Raw genomic sequence first — 19,934 nt, 5'->3', positions numbered from 1 at the left:
CAGCCCTTATTGTTGAAGCCGGCCCGTCGTCCTGGATTGTCTCGCATGTTTTATCGCTATCACCCAAGCCCCCTTGGCTCGCTGCTTGTGGCGGGGGATGAACAGGGCCTGCGTGCGCTGTACATGGATCCCCATCAGCAGCATGCCCAAACCCAATGGGTACCGGCCACCCTGCAGTTGGACGAGGTGTGCCGCCAACTGGACGAGTACTTCGCGCGCAAACGGGAGGTCTTCGATCTACCGTTGGCACCGGTAGGCACACCGTTCCAGCAAAACGTATGGAAAACCCTGCTGTTGATCCCTTACGGACGCACCTGGACGTATGGGGAACAGGCCCGGCACCTGGCCAACCCCAAGGCGATCCGTGCGGTGGGCACCGCCAACGGCGCCAATCCGATTTCCATCATTATTCCCTGCCATCGTGTGGTGGGCAGCAATGGAACGCTGGTGGGATATGGCGGCGGGATCGAGAACAAGTTGAAGTTGCTTGAGCTGGAGGGCAGTTGGTTGATTTGAACAACGCAACCGCCGTAGCCAGAAAGTCCTGACCGGCAATCCTGTGCTTAGATCCGCACATTGCCCCGTGGTCCGGCAATTGCCCAGATAATCAGGCCCAACACCGGTAGCAGCAGGATCAGCAGGATCCAGAGCACCTTGGCACCGGTGCCCGCGCCGCTCTTGAAGACATTGATGATCGCCCAGATATCCAGCGCCAGGATGATCAACCCGATCAAACCATTAAATGTCGAACCCATGGTGTCGCTCCTAAGTGAAGGTTTGCCTGCTTAGGATAGTCAGGCCCTGGCGAGGGTTCCGTTTTATTTCATACATGAATCGCTACGCGCAGTGCCTCCAGGGACGGCGCGGCGTGGATACCCACCTGAGCGCATAACTCCAGCACGCGTGGCACATCATTGCCGTAGACCAAAACCGCCTGGATTTCATCATCGAGCAAATGGCTGAAGTTCATCAGCGAATAGCCGCCGTTTTCCCGGTTCATGGCACTCAGTTGAATCTGGATGCGGTTGAGCGCCGTCAACGCCTCCGTCTTCGCCAACTGCTTGGGCTTGAGGTTGAATGTCACGTCGGGGCCGAACGAGGCGACGATCTGCGCGAACAGGTCCTGATAAGTGTCTGCCTGGAACAGCACGGTCGGCGGCAAGCTGCCTACGACGACCCACTCACCCAGCGGGATTGGGAAGCTGTCGTCGTAGTTGATGTCCGGGTTGGCCGTCAGAAACCCCTCGGCATCGGCGTAGGCTTGAGCCGCTTCGTCGGCGATCTGCGCAACCTCCTCGTCGCCCATGACCCCTGCGCTGATTTTGCCGATAAGTTCGATGAGTGCAGTTTTCATGGAGGGGATTCCTGTGGCCGGGCTGATTTTCGAGGGCGCAAAGCCTACACCAGTTTTTGCAACTGCGCCGCCGTGTCCACCGCGCCCATGGTTTGGGCGGCCACCAGCGCGGTCACACCCTGGGCATCCATCGCCTTGGGATCGGCGCCTGCGCTGATCAGGTAGTCCACCATCTCGGTGCGGTTGAACATCGCCGCCATCATCAATGCAGTACGGCCGTCGGATGATGCGCCTTCAATCTGGGCACCACCGGCGATCAACGCCTTGACCACGTCGAGGCTGCCTTTGAAAGCCGCGCCGGCAATCGGCAGTTGGTTCTTGTCGTTGGCGATCTGCGGATCTGCCTTGAATTCGAGCAGCACTTTCACCGCCTCGACGTGGCCATGGTAGGCCGACAGCATCAGCAAGGTATCGCCGTTGTGGTTACGCAGGTTGGGCGGCAAGCCCTTGGCCAGCAACGCTGCAAGCATCGCAGCATCGCCCCTGCGCGCGACGTCGAACACCTGCTCGGCAAATTCGGCGGCTTCGTCGGGAGTCATTTGTTTGGCTTGGTCTGACATGAGGGGCTCCTGTTCTGATGCTTCGTAAGGCGCCCAGTCTCACGAGGGAGTTCCCCCCTGTCATGTCTTTTTTCCGAAAACCTGCAATAGTCAAAATCAATAGCGGTACTTGCCGCCCTGGATTTCAGCCACCAGTTGGCTGGTCACCGGAACGTAACTGTCAGCCCCCGGCAACCATGCATAGACTGGGTCCTCACCGGTCTTTTCAGGGTCAAACGCTTGCTCCTTGAGCTTCACCTTCTGGTACTTGAAGGTGCCTGTGGTTTCCATTTTCACCTTGATCCGCAAAAACAAGGGTACGGCATAGGTGGGCAGCTGGCTCTGGGCAAACTGCAGCAGTTCACGCATGTCCAGGGATGCCAGAGACTCGGTTGGAGTAATCGCAGCCATGCCGGCTCGCCCGTTGGTGTTATTGATTTGCACACCATAGGCCACCACTTCGCAAATCTGCGGATGTTGCAGCAGGAAATTTTCCACCTCAGTGGTGGAGACGTTTTCGCCTTTCCAGCGATAGGTATCGCCCAGCCGATCGACAAATTGCGCATGCCCAAAACCGATGCTACGCAGCAGGTCCCCGGTGTTGAAATAACGGTCCCCCTTCTCGAACACGTCGCTCAAGACCACCTTGCGGTTTTTTTCAGGGTCGGTGTAGCCATCAAACGGGGCCTTGTCGTCGATACGCGCCAGCAACAGACCCTGCCCCCCCTTCTGTACTTCGCGCATAAAACCGTTGCTGCCACGTATTGGCTCGCAGGTGTCATGGGCGTAGTCCACCAGCGCCCAGTGCATCAGGGAAAAGCCGATGGTGTTATCGAAATTCAGGACATTGGTGAAGCCGATATTGCCGTCACTGGCAGCATACAACTCGCAGACATGGTCGACACCGAAGCGCTCCTTGAATTGCGTCCATATCCCGGGGCGCAAGCCATTGCCAATCATTTTGACAACCCGGTTAGCCCGGTCGCGCGCAGTGGGCGGCTGGTCGATCAGGTAGCGGCACAACTCGCCCACATAGCCGACGGTCGTTGCGTTGAATTTGCGCACGTCATCCCAGAACCGGCTGGCGCTGAACCTGCGACGGATGGCAAAGCCCGAGGCTCCGGCGATTGCCGCTCCCCAGCACACACACAAGCCAGTGGCGTGATACAGCGGCAACGTGCAATAGACGACGTCCTCTGGGCCCATGTCCAAGGCAATGATGCCGAAACTGGCCGAAGACTTCATCCAGCGGCCATGCTTGAACACACCGGCCTTAGGCAACCCGGTGGTGCCGGAGGTATAGATGTAGAAGCAAGGATCATTGAAATAGATTTGCTGGCTACTGACAGGGTTGTCCACCGAGCCCGCCGCGCTCGCCGCCATAAGATCGACATAACCCTGCGGCGCGGGAGTCGGCGACTGGTCGGCAACAAACCAGGTGCGCCGGGAATCGATCACCACCTGGTCACGCACCGCCGTGTAGGCGTCGACCAATTCGGCGCCCACCACTATCGCCACCGGGCTCACCAGATTGAGGCTATGAACCAGCACCGCCTGAGTTTGCGCTGTGTTGAGCATCGCGCAGATGCCACCAAGCTTGGCCACTGCCAACACGCTGAGCAGCAGTTCGGGACGGTTTTCGATGAACAGTGCGACCACGTCGCCCTTGGCAACCCCCTGTTCGTGCAGATAATGGGCGATACGGTTGGCTTGCTGATTGGCCTGTCGATAGCTGAGCACCGTGTCGCCATACAGCAACGCAGGGCCTTCCGGATTACGCAGGACTGCTTGCTCGAAGCTCCAGGCCAGCCCGCATGGCTGATGGGGGTCGGTGATATTGGCGACGCGCATACCCCGGACCAATCGTGGCAAGGCCCTGACAATGGTCGGTACCTTACGCAGCATCATGCTCCAGGTAATCATCTCGCTTTGCTGGTGATTCATGTGCAGCCGTCCTTTTTCTTATTATTCGTATGATCCGTGAGCGTCCAACCGGCGTAGGAGCGATAACACACGCCTTGCAGGAAAATACGCCAGCCATTCTTTGGCTGTACACGCAGGATTTGAAAAGTTTTGTATCCCGGCCTTCCGTTGCAAGCATCGGCGGTGAACAACGCAAAATGCAGGATGCACGATGGCCATTCATGCAAATTGCACGAATTCGTAAATGCGGTTTTTTTATAACTTATTGATTTAAAAGAATTTTGTATAAAGCAGGATACTGGCACAATCACTGCACCTATCACTTCACGCTGCCCAACTTGAGCCAATGGAGTTGATAGACATGAGCTTGATCCAAGATAAATTTGCCTCTGTATTCTCCAACTACGACGTTACCACCCAAGCCCGTCCGGACGGTGGCATCCTGCTCACCTTGCGTAACAGCGAAGGCAAGCAGGTCAAGCGTTCGATTTCTTATCAGCAACTGCACACGGCCGACCAATTGACTTGGGTCATCAGCGCCATCCGTCGTGACTTGGCCGAACAGGCCAGCGATTTGCCACAGATTTCGATGCTGCAAAGCCAGAACCGCTTCGCCCTGCCGACCTACCATTCGGTATAAACACAGGCTCCAAACAAACGGGCCGTGATGCAAGGCGCATCACGGCCCGTTTTTGTTATCTGCACAAACCTCGCTTGATCGCCTCTCCCGCCGCCTGGACGCGATTGTTGACTTGCAACTTGCCGTAGATGTTGCGCAGATGAAACTTTACTGTGGCCTGCGAAATGGAACGGATGCGGCTGATCTCCCACACAGTCTTACCCTCGGCGGCCCAGCGCAGGACTTCCAGTTCTTTGGCACTCAATGGTTTATTCGCCAATAAGCGGCGCGTGGAACTGGCGGCAACCCGCCCTCCCGCCGGCAGCGGGCTGCCCTCTCGTGTACAGATTGATCCGGTTGCGCTGGACTGCTCATTCATCTCTCCCTCTCTTATTGGTTTGAGCTGTCAACATTCGGACTGCTGACCGCTGGGTACACGTTGAGAAAAAGAGTTACACAAAGCTCGCACTTAACAAATCAGTCGCCAGACAAATAGCTTGAGCTTACGAGGAGACGAGTCATTTCCTACAAAGCTACTCCGTCTTGTCCCAGTGATGCACCAGGCTCTTGCTGGAAATACCCAGCGCCGTTTTCAACTTCGGGTGATCGCCGAAAGTTGTCTGGCCACGCAGGCGGGTGGAGTTCAAGAGATGGGCGTCCAGCTGTTTGAGCAGGTGCTGGCGATCGGCGAAGAATTGCGCTGACTTGAGGGATCAGGCACAGGAAAAAGCATGGCCTCCAGTGCTTCGCGGGGCATGCTTTTGGAGGGCACGTAGAAGCCCGGTTCCTCGCCTTGCACGTCCGTAAACGTGAATGGCGCCGGGTTGTTTGGTGGGGTGTAGGAAGTCGTCGCTACCGGGCGGCTGGCTTGGGTTGGCGGAGCCGGCTCAGCGGCACGTCCGGTTGATTGCGATGAATAACCTTGATTGCTGTAGCTGACGGTGAATACCGACGGAATCAATTGGGCCCGACACGGGCAACTGCTGAAGCTGTCCAGCGTGCCAGCCATATGCCGGCCATGACTGCTTATATGGGAAATGCCGCCGAGAATCGTATACGCCTGCCCGTTCTTTCCACAGGTGACCCGGTCTCCTTCGCACGCATGAAGCAGGCCATAGAGACTGACCCTGTTGTCACCCTCCAGGACTTCGCCACCGCAGGTGGTTTTGTCACCCCGGCCAATGAAATACCCTGTATCCATCCGTGCGTCTCTCCAGTTCGCAAGCCAATTAGCGGAACGGGAGATGAAACGAAGGGGGACGCGCCCGTCACAAACCCACGGGCTGGGTTGTCAGTAACGAAAAGGAAGCGTCTCCCAGGTAAAAACCCGATGTCCTACTGCGCTGTCTTACCAGGTATCGATTTGCTGGGTACGACTGCAGAACCTTCAGTCATCCAGACCCGGGAATACCGCCGCAATAGGTTCGCCCGTGACGCTTGGCACTGTCCCCTGCCGGGTATTGAACATACGTAACGTCATGAAGTGCGGGTTCTGGCCTATATCGAACCAATGCGGCGTCCCCGCCGGGATGACCAGCAGATCGTTTCGCTCACACCGCACGGCGTATACATAATCGTCCAGATGCAGGGTAAACAGACCTTGGCCAGCGATGACAAGGCGCACATGGTCTTCGCTGTAGCAGTGTTCGACGAGGTTCTGCGTGCGCAATTGGGCTTTGTGTGGGTGATCGCAGGTGACACTGGACAATTCAACATCCGCGTAGCCCAGAGCCTTGATCTGCGATTGGTAAGCCGCGATCAGTTCAGCCTCGCTGGCACCCTTGTCCAGCGCAGTAGCGGGCTGCCAGCGTTCGAAGCGTACACCGAGCGCGGCCAGGGTCGAGGCAATATCCTCGACGTGAGTCAGGACCTTGTTCGGGGTGTCAGGTGAAGCGACGCCATAGACGGCTACATAACTCATTGGACGGTTCCTTGGTTCTGCTCTTGCAATCGAAGGCCGATGATAATGGCCGCGGCCAATGCGGCGAGGCTGGCAATACTGAAGGTCAGGGTGGGCCCCAGCAGGTTCCAGCTATAACCGGAATAAAGTGCACCCAGAGCGCCGCCAGTACCGGCCAACGCGGCATATAACGCCTGGCCCTGACCTTGCTGGCGGTCGCCGAAACTGCGCTGTACAAAGGCAATCGCCGCCGCATGGAAACTGCCGAAGGTCGCCGCGTGCAATACCTGCGCCAGCAGCAACACCCAGAAAAACTCGGCAAATGATCCGAGCAGCAGCCAGCGCAATGCGGCCAGCAGGAAACTGGCCATCAGTACCCGGCGCACCGAGAACCGGGCCAGCAGGCGGCTCATGGCCAGGAACATCAGGACTTCCGCCACCACCCCCAGTGCCCACAACAGGCCGATCACGCCTCGGCTGTAACCGAGGTTTTCCAGGTGCAGGGTCAGGAAGGTGTAATACGGGCCATGGCTCATTTGCATCAGTGCGACACAGGCATAAAACGCCAGCACGCCAGGGCTGCGCAACTGCCGCAAAAAGCCATCGCTGGCCGGGCGATCGCCTTGGGGGGCCGGCAGGGCGTTGGGCACCCACAGGCTGGCACCGATAATGCCAGCCATGATCAGGACGATCGCCACCGGGTAGATATCCAGGCTCAACGCTTCGAACAGACGACCCAAGGCCACCACCGCAAGAATGAAGCCGACGGAGCCCCACAGGCGAATCTGGCTATAGCGCGAGGTCTGGCCTTGCAGGTGCGCCAGGGTAATCACTTCGAACTGGGGCAATACCGCGTGCCAGAAAAACGCGTGCAAAGCCATCACCAGTGCCAGCCAGGCATAGCTTTGGCCGAAGAAGATCAGCGAAAAGCTCAATAAAGTGCTTACCGCGCCAAACCGCACGATGGCCAGGCGCCGGCCGGTGTAGTCTCCCAACCAGCCCCAGATATTGGGAGCCACACAGCGCATCAGCATGGGGATGGCCACGAGCTCACCAATACGCGCGCTGGAGAAACCCAAGTGATGGAAATACAGCGCCAGGAACGGCGCCGTAGCCCCCAACAGGGCGAAATAGAACAAGTAGAAGCTGGAAAGTCGCCAGTACGGAACGCTTGGCACCCTCGTCAGACCGTCACAACTGGCCCAGCACCGGCGTAGTCACACGCACATCGGCATTTTGCCCACGATGGCGCAACAGGTGATCCATCAACACGATAGCCATCATTGCTTCGGCAATCGGCGTGGCACGGATGCCGACGCACGGGTCATGGCGGCCCTTGGTGATCACGTCCACCGGGTTGCCGTGGATATCAATCGAACGTCCCGGCGTGGTGATGCTGGATGTAGGCTTGAGGGCCAGGTGCGCAACAATTGGCTGGCCGGAGGAAATCCCGCCCAGGATCCCGCCTGCGTTGTTGCTGACAAAACCTTGCGGAGTCAGCTCATCACGGTGCTCGGTGCCGCGCTGGGCGACACAGGCAAAGCCGGCGCCGATTTCCACGCCCTTGACCGCGTTGATGCTCATCAGCGCATGGGCCAGCTCGGCATCCAGGCGGTCGAAGATCGGCTCGCCCAGGCCGGGCATCACCCCTTCGGCGACCACGGTAATCTTGGCGCCGACCGAATCCTGGTCACGGCGCAACTGGTCCATGTAGGCTTCCAACTCCGGCACTTTATCCGGGTCAGGGCTGAAGAAGGCGTTGTCTTGCACGCTGTCCCAGGTCTTGAACGGGATTTCGATCGGGCCCAACTGACTCATGTAGCCGCGAATGACGATGCCCTGGGTCGCCAGGTATTTCTTGGCTATGGCACCGGCAGCCACGCGCATCGCGGTTTCCCGCGCCGAGCTGCGGCCTCCGCCACGGTAGTCGCGCTCACCGTACTTGTGGTGGTAGGTGTAATCGGCGTGGGCGGGACGGAACAAGTCCTTGATCGCAGAGTAATCCTTGGACTTCTGGTCGGTATTGCGAATCAACAGGCCGATGGCGCAACCCGTGGTGCGGCCTTCGAAAACGCCGGAAAGGATTTCGACTTCGTCGGGTTCCTGGCGCTGGGTAGTGTGGCGACTGGTGCCGGGCTTGCGACGGTCCAGGTCACGTTGCAGATCCTCCAGCGACAGCTCGAGGCCCGGCGGGCAGCCGTCGACAATGGCGACCAACGCCGGACCATGGCTTTCGCCAGCGGTGGTGACAGTGAACAGCTTGCCGTAGGTATTGCCGGACATGCAGGGCGCTCCGTGAAATCAGTTGAATCAACTCAACCGCGATAACTAAGCTGGCCAGTATACGCAGGCTAACCGAGTAGTTCATCCTCGAAACCTTACCGGTAGACATTGGTCCAACCGGCACTTCCCTGATGATGGCGCGATGATGCTTCGAGTTTTGCTGCTTACCTTCACCTTGTTCTGCGCCGTGGCCCATGCCGCGTCGCCTATCGTGCTGCAACGCCCCATCAGCCTGGACACCGGCAACGGCAAGTTGTTTGGCTCATTACTGTTGCCCAAATCCGACGACCCGGTACCGGTGGTGCTGATCATTGCCGGCTCGGGCCCCACCGATCGCAACGGTAACAGTGCCGACGGCGCCCGTAACGACAGCCTCAAACGCCTGGCCTGGGTACTCGCCAGGCACAACATCGCCAGCGTGCGCTACGACAAGCGCGGCGTGGCTGCGAGCCTTGCGGCCACGCCTGACGAACGCAACCTGACGCTGGATGCCTATGTCGCCGACGCCGTCGCCTGGGGCAAGTTGCTCAAGGCTGATTCGCGCCTGGGGCCATTAATTGTGCTGGGCCACAGCGAGGGAGCCCTGGTCGCGGCCCTCGCCGCCCCGCAACTCAATCCGGCAGGGGTCGTGTCCCTGTCCGGCAGCGCCCGCCCCGTGGATCAGGTGATTCGCCAACAACTGGCCGATCACCTGCCGTCGGCCCTGTTGTTGCGCAGCAACCAGATTCTAGATCAGCTCAAGGCTGGCAACGTCGATACCGATGTGCCCGCTCCTCTTGAAAGTATTTTCCGCCCCAGTGTGCAGCCCTACCTGATCAGCCTGTTTCGCGCCGACCCTTCGGCAGCGTTTGCCAGACTGACGATGCCGGCGCTGATCATCCAGGGCAGCCACGACCTGCAAGTGGGTGTCGCCGATGCCCGCAAGCTCAAGGCGGCCAAGCCAGATGCCGAGCTGACGGTGATTGCCGGCATGAACCACGTCATGCGGATCGTGCCCAACGATGTGAAACAGCAACTGAGTTCCTACAACAATCCGCAATTGCCTCTCGCGGCCCAGTTGGGTGCCCGCCTGGTTCGCTTTATCGACGGGCTTGGCCACCGTTAACTTCGTCAAGCCAGCGTTTACCCTCCAGTCCTGAAGAAAACGGCCGATAAGCACAAGGTCGACAGCAAAAAGCCTGTCGGCTCGCAAGGTTTGGACAGGATCGCGCCGAATGACGAACACCGATGCAACACCGCAATCTCCCCCCGAAACAGAAGAGGCTGCGTCGGCCGCCTTGCCGTGGGCGGAGGTTCAGGCTGAACACTTCAAGATGCTGCGCCTGGCGCCCTTGACCACTGACCGCACCACCGGCGCACGTCCGCTGCGTTTTGTGCAGTTCGGTTATGCCGAACGCAACAACAAGGACCACAGCCTGTTGCGCATGGTCATCCAACTGCCCGGTCAACGGGTGCGGCGCGAACAGAATCAATTGGATATCCACGTCGACCACGCCACTGGCCGCGTACATTTCGGCCCGGGCAACAGCCTGGAGATTGAGCCGGCAAACCGAGGCCTGGGGCGCTTCCTCGTGGCCCAGGGCGCCGCGTGGGCGAAAAAGAAGTGGTCGCACTATCGCGTCGATGGGGTCGATCTGGCGAACAAAGACGCGTTGAATGAATCCACGCGGCTACGCCGTGATCATTTCCTGCGGATCCAGGGTTTCGATGTGGCTTATGCCGATGTCCAGCATTTGAAAGGCCATGTGCAGCCGGGCAAGGTCAGCGATGTGCTGGATAGCTGGAACACCGAAAAGGTGCAATTCGTGGAAATCCTCGAAGCCGCGCAGATGCTGCAACAGGCTGAGCAGAACCTGGCGGAACAAGAGGTGAAACTGCGTAACGAGGAAGAAAAAGTCATCAAGTTCAAGCGCGAGGACAGCGGGTTGCGCTTTACCATTACCTGCCTGGTGGCATTTACCGTGTTTCAGGCCGGGTTATTGATCTGGATTGCCACGCACCGCTGAAAGCCCCCTTCCCTGCAGGAGCGAGCTTGCTCGCGAAGCCCGCTAACCAATGACGCGAAAAACCTGGCACCTTGCGGCATCCTCAGGTTTTTCGCGAGCAAGCTCGCTCCTGCATAATGAGCTTGCGGCACCGGCCAACCCCACTCAAACCCGAGAAGCAAACACCGCCTGATGCGCCCGGCACTGCTCCGCCGTCAGCATGAATACCCCATGCCCACCACGCTGGAAGTCCAGCCAGGCAAAATCCACTTCCGGATAAAGCGCTTCCACGTGAACCTGGCTGTTGCCCACTTCGACAATCAACAGCCCCTTCTGCGTCAAATGCTCGGCCGCCTCGGCCAGCATCCGCCGCACCAGGTTCAAGCCATCATCCCCGCACGCCAGGCCCAGCTCCGGCTCATGCTGGTATTCATCAGGCATGTCGGCAAAGTCTTCGGCATCGACATAGGGCGGATTGGAGACGATCAAGTCAAAGCGCTGCCCCGGCAAGCCATCAAAGCCATCACCCTGGACGGTATAGACCCGCTCGTCGACGCCATGGCGCTCAATATTCTGATTGGCCACCTCCAACGCTTCGAAAGACAGGTCCGCCAGCACCACTTCGGCCTCCTGGAACTCGTAGGCACAGGCAATACCGATGCATCCGGAACCGGTACACAGGTCCAGGATCCGCGCAGGTGGTGCGCCCAACCAGGGCTCAAAGCGGTTTTCGATCAATTCGCCGATGGGCGAGCGCGGAATCAGTACCCGCTCATCGACGATGAACGACATGCCACAGAACCAGGCCTCGCCCAACAGGTAGGCGGTGGGTATACGTTCCTCGATGCGGCGCTTGAGCAAACGTTGCAGGTTGACTAACTCATTGTCTTCAAGATTGCAGTCCAAGTAGCTGTCGGCAATTTCCCAAGGCAAGTGCAAGGCACCGAGCACCAATTGCCGGGCTTCGTCCCAGGCATTGTCGGTGCCATGGCCAAAAAACAGGTCTTCCCCATGGAAACGGCTGACAGCCCAACGGATATGGTCGCGCAAGGTGCGCAGGCGAGAAGTGATCACGGGGCTAGCTCCTGGAAAAAACGACTGGCAATTCTAACAGCCTTCAGCTGTACGGACGATGTACGAAAACACCTTTGCCTTGCGTCGGATTGCATCCGCTTTAGGTATTTCCAGCTACACATGCGACCCTCTTGACACCGCTGTAGGCCAACAACGGCGTACCTTACGTTAGTAGCGATTCACAGAACCGCTCAGCCAGAGGACAATGTCGCAAAAGCCCCACTCACAGGAGCCCCAGAATGTCCGTTCCAAAGACGATGTTTCAACTCAGCGGTCGTGGTTACGCGCCGGCCAATTTGAGCCATGCGACCCTTGTGATCATCGATGCCCAGAAAGAATACTTGAGCGGCCCCCTTGCCTTGTCAGGCATGGACGCCGCCGTGGAAAACATCAGGCAATTGACCTTCGCCGCACGTAATGCAAGTCGTCCGATCGTCCACGTGCATCACCTGGGCACCGTCGGCGGCCTGTTCGACCCGCAAGGTGAACGCGGTGCGTTCATTCCAGGCCTGGAGCCTGTGGGTGACGAAACCATCATCGGCAAGTTGCTGCCCAGCGCCTTCCACGGTACTACTCTGGAAAAGCGCCTGCAGGACCTGGGCTCACTGGACCTGATCGTCTGCGGTTTCATGAGCCACTCCAGCGTCAGCACCACGGTGCGGGCGGCGAAGAACCTAGGTTTCCGCTGCACTCTGGTGGAAGACGCCTGCGCTACGCGGGATTTGCCTTACAAGGGCGGCATCCTCAGTGCCGAACAGGTACAGCAAACCGAAATGGCCATCATGGCTGACAACTTCGCCACGCTCGCGCTGACCAAAGATCTGATCTGATCGCCCTTGCGATGAGCGGCGTCGCTACCGGCAGGCCCCGCTCATCCGTAAAAGCCTGTCATTTACCGCAATTGCCTCCCCGTCAGGAACAAGTTGTTTATCTTCCGGTCGAAGGGCCGATACCCTGGAGGAAAGGTCGGAATGAAGATATCCGATGGTTTTGACGCTCGTCGCTTGCGCCCCAAAGGCCAGAGCAATTGGCGTCTGCGCCTGGGCGCGTGCTTTGCCGCGCTGCTGGCACTGTTTGGCGTGCTACTGGCATTGGCCGGTATGATCGGCCTGTTTGGGCTCTCGCCCGCCCTTGGCGAACTGAATGCCAGCCCCGCCGGCTCTGCAACACTGCTGCTGATCGGGCTGTTGACCCTATGGTTCGGCGTGTGGTTGTGGCGCCGTTGCCGGCGCCGCATGCGCGAGCCGTTGGCACTGAACATTGCCTCGCACCTGATGAAAAAGCACGATTGATGCAGCCCTGATAGCGTTTTGTCCCGCATTGAGCGCCACGTTTTGGGTAAACTGCCCGCCCTTCGCGGAGGCTGACATGCAAGACGACGATTTTTCCCTGTTCAAGAACGAGCTTCGCGGCGTCAAGCCGATCAAGCACGACCGCGCCGACACCGGCAAACCCAAGAGCGACCGCGCGCAGCTCGCCAAGCTGCGCCAGGCGGCCACGCTGCGCACTGACGCCACTACGGTAGACGGCCTGTCGGACCAGTTCGTCATCGATGTCGGCCCCGAGGATGAACTGATGTGGGCCCGCGACGGGGTCCAGGAAAGCCAGCTGCGCAAACTCAAATCTGGCCAGATCCCCTTCGAAGGCAGCCTCGACCTGCACGGCATGAATGTGGAAAAGGCCCGGGAAACCCTCTGGGCGTTTCTCGCTGAAGCTACCCAGTTCGAAATCCGCTGCGTGCGCGTCACCCATGGCAAGGCGGTACGCCTGGACGGCAAGCGACCGATGATCAAGAGCCACGTCAATACCTGGCTGCGCCAGCACGCCCAGGTGCTCGGGTTTACCTCTTGCCAGCCGCGTCATGGCGGCGCCGGCGCGGTCTACGTGATGCTCAAGCGCACCATGCTCGAAGGCCGTGACGAGTAACAAGGCCATCGTCAGGCTTGCAGCGATGTGCCGGCCACCGTACCCTTGCGCTTTGCGAAAATCCCACAGGTAGTTTCATGTCCCTGGAACAGAATTACACGGCGATCCTCGGCCAGCTCGGCGAGGACGTTTCCCGCGAGGGCCTGCTCGACACGCCAAAACGTGCCGCCAAGGCGATGCAGTATCTTTGCCGCGGCTATGAGCAGACTCTGGAAGAGGTCACCAACGGTGCCCTGTTCAGCTCCGATAACAGCGAAATGGTGCTGGTCAAGGACATCGAGTTGTACTCGCTGTGCGAACACCACCTGCTGCCTTTCATCGGCAAGGCCCACGTGGCGTATATCCCAAGCGGCAAGGTCCTGGGCCTGTCGAAGGTCGCGCGTATCGTCGACATGTATGCCCGTCGCCTGCAGATCCAGGAAAACCTCAGTCGCCAGATCGCCGACGCAGTGATGCAAGTCACCGGCGCCCTCGGCGTTGCCGTGGTGATCGAGGCCAAGCACATGTGCATGATGATGCGCGGTGTAGAGAAGCAAAACTCATCGATGATCACGTCGGTGATGCTCGGTGAGTTCCGCGAAAACGCGGCAACCCGCAGCGAGTTCCTCAGCCTGATCAAGTAACGGCTGCCTGGATAAAACCGGCGTTCATCGCCGGTTTTTTTTCGCCTGCGCAAAATCAGGTAAGCTGCCGCCCCTTCTGTCATGGGCAAGAGGTTTCAGCCATGTTCGTCAAAGCACTTCGAGTGGGCCTCGGCCAAGTCATCATCGCCGCCGATTTCATCACCCGCCCGCGCAAAAAGCAGCGCCCTGCCGAGCAACAGGCGCAGGTGAACGCGGCAGCCAAGGACTTGACCCTGTATCAATTCCACGCCTGTCCCTTCTGCGTGAAGACCCGCCGCACCCTGCATCGCTTGAATGTGCCGGTGGCGTTGAAGGACGCCAAGAACAATGCACAGGATCGCCAGGCTCTGCTTGAGCAAGGCGGCAAGATCAAAGTGCCCTGCCTGCGTATCGACGAAAATGGCCAGACCACCTGGATGTACGACTCCAAGGTGATCATCGACTATCTGGACAAGCGCTTCGCGGCAATCTGAAATCCCCGCGCCTTGATCAATCGAGCATCGCCACGTGTTTCGGGTGGCTGGCTACCCGTTCGAGCCAAGCCCGTACCGCCGGATACGGGCTCAGGTCAAATCCCCCTTCGTGGGCCACATGGGTGTAGGCATACAGCGCAATGTCGGCAATGGAGTACTGCTCACCCACCAGGTAAGGCGTGGCTTGCAGCTGTCGCTCCATGACCTTCAAGGCCTTGTAGCCGCCCTTGTGGGTGGTCTTGTATTCCTCCAGCCGATCTTCTGGCATCCCCAGATAGAACTGAATAAACCGCGCCACGGCGATATACGGCTCATGGCTGTACTGCTCGAAAAACTGCCACTGCAACACTTGCGTACGCAGGCGCGGTTCGCTGGGCAGGAATTCGCTGCCGTCGGCGAGGAAGTTGAGGATCGCATTGGACTCCCACAGGCAGGTGCCGTCTTCGAGCTCCAGCACCGGGATTTTGCCGTTGGGGTTCTTTGCCAGAAACTCGGCAGTCTGGGTGTCGCCCTTCAAAATATCGACATCCACCCACTGATACGGGATGTTCAGCAGGTTAAGCATCAACTTGACCTTGTAGCAGTTGCCCGAACGGTAATCGCCATAAACCTTGTACATGGGGCTCCCCTTATGCCGCTTGCGCGAGCTGTGCTTGACGGATAACCGTCGCGAGACGCTCGAGACCTTCGTCCAGGCGCGCTGGATCGATGTGGCTGAAATTGAGCCGCAAGTGACCGTGATGCTGATCCGGTTCGCAAAAGAACGGCTCCCCGGGCATGAACGCGACATCCTGATCGAGCGCTTGAGCCAATAAAGTGCGGGTGTCCAAGGGGTGTTTCAAGGTCAGCCAGAAGAATAATCCGCCCTGGGGTACCTGCCAGTCGGCCAGTTCACTGAAATGACGCTCCAGCGCTGACTGGAATCCATCGCGACGCGCCCGATAGAAACTGCGCAGTTGCGCGAGGTGGCGCTGATATTTTTCGCTGCCGATCCACTGCATCGCCTGCCATTGGCCAACGCGGTTGGTGTGCAGGTCTGCCGACTGTTTGAGCTTGAGCAGATGCGGGAACACGTCCGGGCTGGCGATCAGGTAGCCAACGCGCAGCCCAGGCAGCAGCGTCTTGGACACCGTGCCGGTGTAGATCCAACTGGCAGTACGCAAGCGGCTGGCAATCGGCCGGGCACTGGCGCCATCGAAGCTCAGTTCGCGGTAGGGTTCGTCTTCGATCAGGGTCACCCCGAACTCATCCAGCAAGGCTGCCACCGCGTCGCGCTTGGCTTCGCTGTAGCGCACGCCAGAGGGATTCTGAAAGGTCGGGATCAGGTAGATAAACGCGGGGCTGTGCCGTTCCAGGTTACGGCGCAGCGCCGCCAGGTCCGGGCCATCGGCTTCAAGTTCGACGCTCAGGCAATCCGCGCCAAACAACTGAAATATCTGTAATGCCGCCAGGTAGGTCGGGCCTTCCAGAAGAATCTGCGTGCCTTGATCGATATACAACTTGGCAGCCAGATCCAGGGTTTGCTGGGAACCGCTGACCACCAGCACCTGGCTGGCCTCACAAGCAATCCCTAACGCCTGCGCCTCGGCCGCCAGCAACTCACGCAATTGCGGCTCGCCCTCACTCATGCCGTATTGGCCGATGTTAACCGGCATCGCCTGCCAGTCCAGCTCCGGCAGCATGGCCTCGGCGGGCAAGCCACCGGCAAACGACATCACCTGCGGACGCTGCGCCGCGGCAAGAATTTCACGGATCAAGGAGCTTTTAAGGCGCGAAACACGTTCAGAGAAAGCCATGGGGGTCACCGGTAGCAAAGCCAAGGGAAAATACGTCAAACTAGTTGACCGAAATTACGATGCCTTGAGCAGATACGTCAATATGCTTGACCTTAAAAACCAAACCTCCCAACAAGCGGCCATGGAAGCATTCTTCTTTGGCTATCAAGCCTTCACCGCCAAGGCTGACGAAATGCTCGAACGGCGCGGCTTGAGTCGCGTGCATCAACGCATTGTTTTTTTCATCGCCCGCTACCCGGCCCTGAGCGTCAAGCAATTGCTGGAACTGCTCGGTGTAAGCAAGCAGGCACTGAACATGCCGCTACGCCAATTGCAGCAAATGCACCTGGTCAACAGCGTCGCCTGCGCCAACGACAAGCGTAAACGCCTGCTGGAACTGACCGAAGAAGGGCTGCGTTTCGAGCAATCCCTGCGCCGAGAGCAAGTGAAACTGTTGCAGCGGGCTTTTACCGAAGCTGGCGAGCAGGCAGTGAATGGCTGGCTGGCAGTCAACAAGGCATTGACGTTGCCGTGATGTAGCCTTCCATCTTTTTTGCACACATAATCGAAAACATTAATTGCTTTATTTGTATACAAAAGCATAATTCGCTTCATGCGAGTTCCTGACCTAATAGTCAACAAACCCGCTGGTACCTCAAAGCGCCGCTGCCCACTCTCTGTGCCCGGCGCTGGAAATAACAATAAAACTCTTGAGGAGTACTTGCTGTGGAAAGCCGCAAATCCGAAGCCCCGCTGGACCTCGCGCCGCCGAGCCTCACCCCCACCAAGCACGGCTGGCTGGAACGCCTGTTCAAACTGAGTTTGCATGGCACCACAGTGAAAACCGAGCTGATCGCCGGCCTCACGACCTTTATCACCATGGCCTACATCATCTTCGTCAACCCCAACATCATGGCCGACGCCGGCATCGATCACGGTGCAGCTTTTGTCGCCACCTGCATCGCCGCCGCACTGGGCTGTCTGTTGATGGGCCTGTATGCCAACTGGCCCGTAGGCCTGGCGCCGGGCATGGGCCTGAACGCATTTTTTACCTACACCGTGGTCGGCACCATGGGCTACACCTGGGAAACGGCGCTGGGTGCGGTATTTGTCTCGGGTGTGTTGTTCATGATCCTGACGTTGTCGCGTATCCGTGAGTGGCTGCTCAACAGCATTCCGGTAAGCCTGCGCCATGCCATGGGCGCAGGGGTCGGCCTGTTTCTCGGGGTGATCGGCCTGAAAACCGCCGGCATCATCGTTGACAGCCCGGCCACCTTGATCAAGCTTGGCTCCCTGCATGAACCTGCCCCACTGTTGGCGGCGGTGTGTTTCCTGCTGATCGCGATCCTCAGCTACCACCGCGTGTTCGGCGCCATCCTGATCAGTATCATCGCCGTGACGCTGGCCGGCTGGGGCCTGGGCCTGGTGCAATATCAGGGCATCCTCGCCACGCCGCCGAGCCTGGCGCCGACCTGGATGGCAATGGATGTGATGGGTGTGTTCAACGTCAGCATGATCAGCGTAGTGTTTGCGTTTCTGTTCGTGCACATGTTTGACACTGCCGGCACCCTGATGGGCGTCGCCCAACGGGCGGGCCTGGTAAACCCGGACGGCAAGATTGAAAACTTGTCCCGGGCCTTGAAGGCCGACAGTACCTCCAGTGTATTCGGTGCCATGGTCGGTGTTCCTCCCGTTACCAGTTACGTGGAAAGCGCGGCCGGCGTCGCCGCCGGCGGTCGTACCGGACTGACGGCCGTGACCGTGGGCGTACTGTTTGTGGCGGCGATGTTTTTCGCGCCGTTGGCTGGCATGATTCCCGCTTACGCCACCGCCGGCGCGCTGATTTATGTAGCGATGTTGATGATGAGCAGCATGGCGCATATCGAATGGGATGACGCCACCGACACCATCCCGGCGATTGTCACCATGATCATGATGCCGCTGACCTTTTCAGTGGCGGACGGCATCGCCCTGGGCTTTATCACCTATGTGGCGCTGAAGGCCGGCACCGGCAAATACAAGGAAATTTCCGTCAGCCTGTGGGTGCTGTGTGCAATTTTCATCGCCAAGTTTATCTTCCTGTAACCCGGGATCCGGCGAAAACCGCCTCGCCTTCGGGCGGGGCTTTTGCATGAATGGAGGAATGTAATGAGCGTGGAAACCTGGCTGCTGTTCAGCGGCGCTGCACTGGTGGTGATCCTGATTCCAGGCCCGCTGTCCCTGCTGATGATCAGCAACAGCTTGAACTATGGCCTGCGCCGTTCGTATCCGGCGTTTCTTGGCGGCGTATTTGCCTCGATCTGCCTGCTGAGTGCCTCGGCCCTTGGACTGGGCGCCTTGTTACTGGCTTCGGAGCAACTGTTCAGCGCATTGAAGATCGTCGGTGCTCTGTATTTGTTCTACCTTGCCTGGCAAAGCTGGCAGCAATCGCGGCAGCCGAGCCATGCCGTAGAGGTCCCGCAAGCCGCCCCGGTACCGCGTTTTCGCACATTGTTCGGGCGGGCGTTCGTGCTGGGCGCCAGCAACCCCAAGGACATCCTGTTCTTCGCCGCCTTCCTGCCGCAGTTTCTCAGCAGCCAGCAACCCTTCCTCCCGCAATTGCTGATCATGATCGCTACCTGGACCGTCCTTGATCTGCTGTGCAAGCTGGCTTACGGCCTCAGCGCCCACGGGGCGGCTCGGTACTTGCGCAGCGGCAAGGGCCAAAGCTGGTTCAACCGTATCAGCGCCGGGTTGTTTAGCGGTGCCGGCGCGGCCTCGTTGCTCAGTCGCTGAAGCTACGCCCAGGGCTGACCTCCCAGTAGGCAGACGAAAAAAAGCCCGCAGTGTGAGCGGGCGAAACCAACGAAGAGCTTGGGGGTGTGAAGCGAGGTGACGACTCAGCTACCGCGATAAGTGGAGTAGCTGTAAGGCGAAATCAGCAGGGGCACGTGGTAATGATCCTGTTGGGCACTGATGCCAAAGCGCAGTACCACCACGTCGAGAAAGGCCGGCTCCGGCAATTGCACACCACGGGCACGGTAGTAATCACCGGCACTGAACTGCAATTGGTAGACACCGCTGCGGTAGTCATCACCCTGCAGCAGCGGCGCGTCGCAACGCCCGTCGCTGTTGGTCAGGGCGCTGGCGACCAGCTCCAATTGCTCGCCTTCGACGCGGTACAGCCGCACCTGGATGGCGCTGCCGGGGCAGCCGTGCGCAGCATCCAAAACGTGTGTAGTCAAACGTCCCATGGCGTCCAAGCGCCTCCCGAAGTCAGTAGAAGAGAAATCCGCACTTTTTCAGGGCATCGAAAAAGCCGGCGATGCTCGATTAAGACACTTTTCAAAAAAATTGTACACAATAAATTCAACATCCACTTCTATCAGCTTCCGACCAGGAGCGAGATTGCTCGCGAAAATCGCCAACGCTTGCGCAGTGCATCAGGTTTACCACAGCGCACTTACGCTTCGCGCGAGCA

Annotated in this window: 24 protein-coding genes and 1 pseudogene; 12 read left to right on the top strand and 13 right to left on the bottom strand. The window is 58.8% G+C overall.

The window, feature by feature from the left end; genetic code table 11:
- Positions 1-45 precede the first annotated feature (45 nt).
- Positions 46-516, top strand: coding sequence for a methylated-DNA--[protein]-cysteine S-methyltransferase (locus tag OQ460_RS08420; protein ID WP_410021363.1), 471 nt, complete (start codon positions 46-48; stop codon positions 514-516).
- 47 nt (positions 517-563) lie between these two features.
- Here OQ460_RS08420 and OQ460_RS08415 read toward each other — a convergent pair whose 3' ends face one another.
- From OQ460_RS08415 to OQ460_RS08400, 4 genes are all read right to left on the bottom strand, one after another.
- Positions 564-755: a PLDc N-terminal domain-containing protein gene (locus OQ460_RS08415; protein ID WP_010176042.1), complete on the bottom strand. Its 192-nt coding sequence runs from the start codon at positions 753-755 to the stop codon at positions 564-566.
- 68 nt (positions 756-823) lie between these two features.
- Complete coding sequence (locus OQ460_RS08410) at positions 824-1,354, bottom strand: hypothetical protein (protein WP_410021362.1); 531 nt, start codon at positions 1,352-1,354, stop codon at positions 824-826.
- 44 nt (positions 1,355-1,398) lie between these two features.
- Positions 1,399-1,914: an ankyrin repeat domain-containing protein gene (locus tag OQ460_RS08405; RefSeq protein WP_410021361.1), complete on the bottom strand. Its 516-nt coding sequence runs from the start codon at positions 1,912-1,914 to the stop codon at positions 1,399-1,401.
- Positions 1,915-2,010: 96 nt separating this feature from the next.
- Positions 2,011-3,837, bottom strand: coding sequence for a long-chain-acyl-CoA synthetase (locus OQ460_RS08400; protein WP_410021360.1), 1,827 nt, complete (start codon positions 3,835-3,837; stop codon positions 2,011-2,013).
- A gap of 340 nt (positions 3,838-4,177) precedes the next feature.
- On the opposite strand from OQ460_RS08400, the gene OQ460_RS08395 reads away from it, so the two are divergent.
- On the top strand, positions 4,178-4,456 hold the full coding sequence (locus OQ460_RS08395; RefSeq protein ID WP_410021359.1) for a DUF3509 domain-containing protein: 279 nt from the start codon (positions 4,178-4,180) through the stop codon (positions 4,454-4,456).
- A gap of 55 nt (positions 4,457-4,511) precedes the next feature.
- On the opposite strand, the gene OQ460_RS08390 is transcribed toward OQ460_RS08395, so the two are convergent.
- The 5 genes and pseudogenes from OQ460_RS08390 to aroC all read right to left on the bottom strand — a co-directional run bounded on the left by OQ460_RS08390 (position 4,512) and on the right by aroC (position 8,618).
- Positions 4,512-4,814, bottom strand: a complete 303-nt coding sequence (locus OQ460_RS08390; protein WP_410021358.1) for a response regulator transcription factor — start codon at positions 4,812-4,814, stop codon at positions 4,512-4,514.
- 163 nt (positions 4,815-4,977) lie between these two features.
- Positions 4,978-5,636, bottom strand: a pseudogene (locus tag OQ460_RS08385) (PAAR domain-containing protein); the annotation flags it as partial.
- Between the two features lie 186 nt (positions 5,637-5,822).
- Positions 5,823-6,356 carry an acireductone dioxygenase gene (locus OQ460_RS08380; RefSeq protein WP_410021357.1) on the bottom strand — a complete coding sequence of 178 codons (534 nt, stop codon included), beginning with the start codon at positions 6,354-6,356 and terminating at the stop codon, positions 5,823-5,825.
- Positions 6,353-7,513, bottom strand: coding sequence for an MFS transporter (locus OQ460_RS08375; protein ID WP_410021356.1), 1,161 nt, complete (start codon positions 7,511-7,513; stop codon positions 6,353-6,355). The genes OQ460_RS08380 and OQ460_RS08375 overlap by 4 nt, the downstream gene beginning before the upstream one ends.
- 13 nt (positions 7,514-7,526) lie before the next feature.
- The gene (gene aroC / locus OQ460_RS08370; RefSeq protein WP_410021355.1) at positions 7,527-8,618 is read right to left on the bottom strand and encodes a chorismate synthase; all 1,092 of its coding nucleotides are present in this window, start codon (positions 8,616-8,618) and stop codon (positions 7,527-7,529) included.
- Positions 8,619-8,760: 142 nt separating this feature from the next.
- On the opposite strand from aroC, the gene OQ460_RS08365 reads away from it, so the two are divergent.
- Together OQ460_RS08365 and OQ460_RS08360 are read left to right on the top strand one after the other, a co-directional pair.
- Positions 8,761-9,723 carry an alpha/beta hydrolase gene (locus OQ460_RS08365; protein ID WP_410021354.1) on the top strand — a complete coding sequence of 321 codons (963 nt, stop codon included), beginning with the start codon at positions 8,761-8,763 and terminating at the stop codon, positions 9,721-9,723.
- A 109-nt stretch (positions 9,724-9,832) separates the two neighbouring features.
- Positions 9,833-10,624 carry a hypothetical protein gene (locus OQ460_RS08360; protein ID WP_410021353.1) on the top strand — a complete coding sequence of 264 codons (792 nt, stop codon included), beginning with the start codon at positions 9,833-9,835 and terminating at the stop codon, positions 10,622-10,624.
- Between the two features lie 144 nt (positions 10,625-10,768).
- On the opposite strand, the gene prmB is transcribed toward OQ460_RS08360, so the two are convergent.
- Positions 10,769-11,677 carry a 50S ribosomal protein L3 N(5)-glutamine methyltransferase gene (prmB, locus tag OQ460_RS08355; RefSeq protein WP_410021352.1) on the bottom strand — a complete coding sequence of 303 codons (909 nt, stop codon included), beginning with the start codon at positions 11,675-11,677 and terminating at the stop codon, positions 10,769-10,771.
- 239 nt (positions 11,678-11,916) lie between these two features.
- Here prmB and OQ460_RS08350 point away from each other — a divergent pair, with 239 nt between their 5' ends.
- The 5 genes from OQ460_RS08350 to OQ460_RS08330 all read left to right on the top strand — a co-directional run bounded on the left by OQ460_RS08350 (position 11,917) and on the right by OQ460_RS08330 (position 14,699).
- Positions 11,917-12,507: a cysteine hydrolase family protein gene (locus tag OQ460_RS08350; RefSeq protein WP_410021351.1), complete on the top strand. Its 591-nt coding sequence runs from the start codon at positions 11,917-11,919 to the stop codon at positions 12,505-12,507.
- Between the two features lie 141 nt (positions 12,508-12,648).
- A complete protein-coding gene (locus tag OQ460_RS08345) occupies positions 12,649-12,969 on the top strand; it encodes a hypothetical protein (RefSeq protein WP_410021350.1) in 321 nt (106 codons plus the stop codon).
- 76 nt (positions 12,970-13,045) lie between these two features.
- Positions 13,046-13,603, top strand: a complete 558-nt coding sequence (locus OQ460_RS08340; protein ID WP_410021349.1) for a Smr/MutS family protein — start codon at positions 13,046-13,048, stop codon at positions 13,601-13,603.
- Positions 13,604-13,680: 77 nt separating this feature from the next.
- A complete protein-coding gene (gene folE, locus OQ460_RS08335) occupies positions 13,681-14,226 on the top strand; it encodes a GTP cyclohydrolase I FolE (RefSeq protein ID WP_003442011.1) in 546 nt (181 codons plus the stop codon).
- A 101-nt stretch (positions 14,227-14,327) separates the two neighbouring features.
- Positions 14,328-14,699: a glutathione S-transferase N-terminal domain-containing protein gene (locus OQ460_RS08330; protein WP_410021348.1), complete on the top strand. Its 372-nt coding sequence runs from the start codon at positions 14,328-14,330 to the stop codon at positions 14,697-14,699.
- A gap of 16 nt (positions 14,700-14,715) precedes the next feature.
- On the opposite strand, the gene OQ460_RS08325 is transcribed toward OQ460_RS08330, so the two are convergent.
- Complete coding sequence (locus OQ460_RS08325) at positions 14,716-15,318, bottom strand: glutathione S-transferase family protein (RefSeq protein ID WP_410021347.1); 603 nt, start codon at positions 15,316-15,318, stop codon at positions 14,716-14,718.
- A gap of 10 nt (positions 15,319-15,328) precedes the next feature.
- Positions 15,329-16,495, bottom strand: a complete 1,167-nt coding sequence (locus tag OQ460_RS08320; RefSeq protein ID WP_410021346.1) for a PLP-dependent aminotransferase family protein — start codon at positions 16,493-16,495, stop codon at positions 15,329-15,331.
- 82 nt (positions 16,496-16,577) lie between these two features.
- Between OQ460_RS08320 and OQ460_RS08315 the strand changes: the two genes are divergently transcribed.
- The 3 genes from OQ460_RS08315 (at position 16,578) to OQ460_RS08305 (ending at position 19,249) form a co-directional block, all read left to right on the top strand.
- Positions 16,578-17,009, top strand: a complete 432-nt coding sequence (locus tag OQ460_RS08315; protein WP_410021345.1) for a MarR family winged helix-turn-helix transcriptional regulator — start codon at positions 16,578-16,580, stop codon at positions 17,007-17,009.
- A gap of 191 nt (positions 17,010-17,200) precedes the next feature.
- Positions 17,201-18,559, top strand: coding sequence for an NCS2 family permease (locus OQ460_RS08310; protein ID WP_410021344.1), 1,359 nt, complete (start codon positions 17,201-17,203; stop codon positions 18,557-18,559).
- A 63-nt stretch (positions 18,560-18,622) separates the two neighbouring features.
- The gene (locus tag OQ460_RS08305) at positions 18,623-19,249 is read left to right on the top strand and encodes a LysE family translocator (RefSeq protein WP_410021343.1); all 627 of its coding nucleotides are present in this window, start codon (positions 18,623-18,625) and stop codon (positions 19,247-19,249) included.
- Positions 19,250-19,353: 104 nt separating this feature from the next.
- Here the strand turns inward: OQ460_RS08305 and uraH are convergent, their stop codons facing one another.
- On the bottom strand, positions 19,354-19,707 hold the full coding sequence (gene uraH, locus OQ460_RS08300) for a hydroxyisourate hydrolase (RefSeq protein ID WP_410021342.1): 354 nt from the start codon (positions 19,705-19,707) through the stop codon (positions 19,354-19,356).
- Between the last annotated feature and the right edge of the window lie 227 nt (positions 19,708-19,934).

Origin of the sequence: Pseudomonas imrae (assembly GCF_046352735.2) — a bacterium.
In the GTDB taxonomy this organism is placed as follows: Bacteria; Pseudomonadota; Gammaproteobacteria; order Pseudomonadales; family Pseudomonadaceae; genus Aquipseudomonas; species Aquipseudomonas imrae.
Note: the sequence above shows the minus strand (reverse complement) of the source record. Positions and strands in the feature narration are given on the sequence as shown.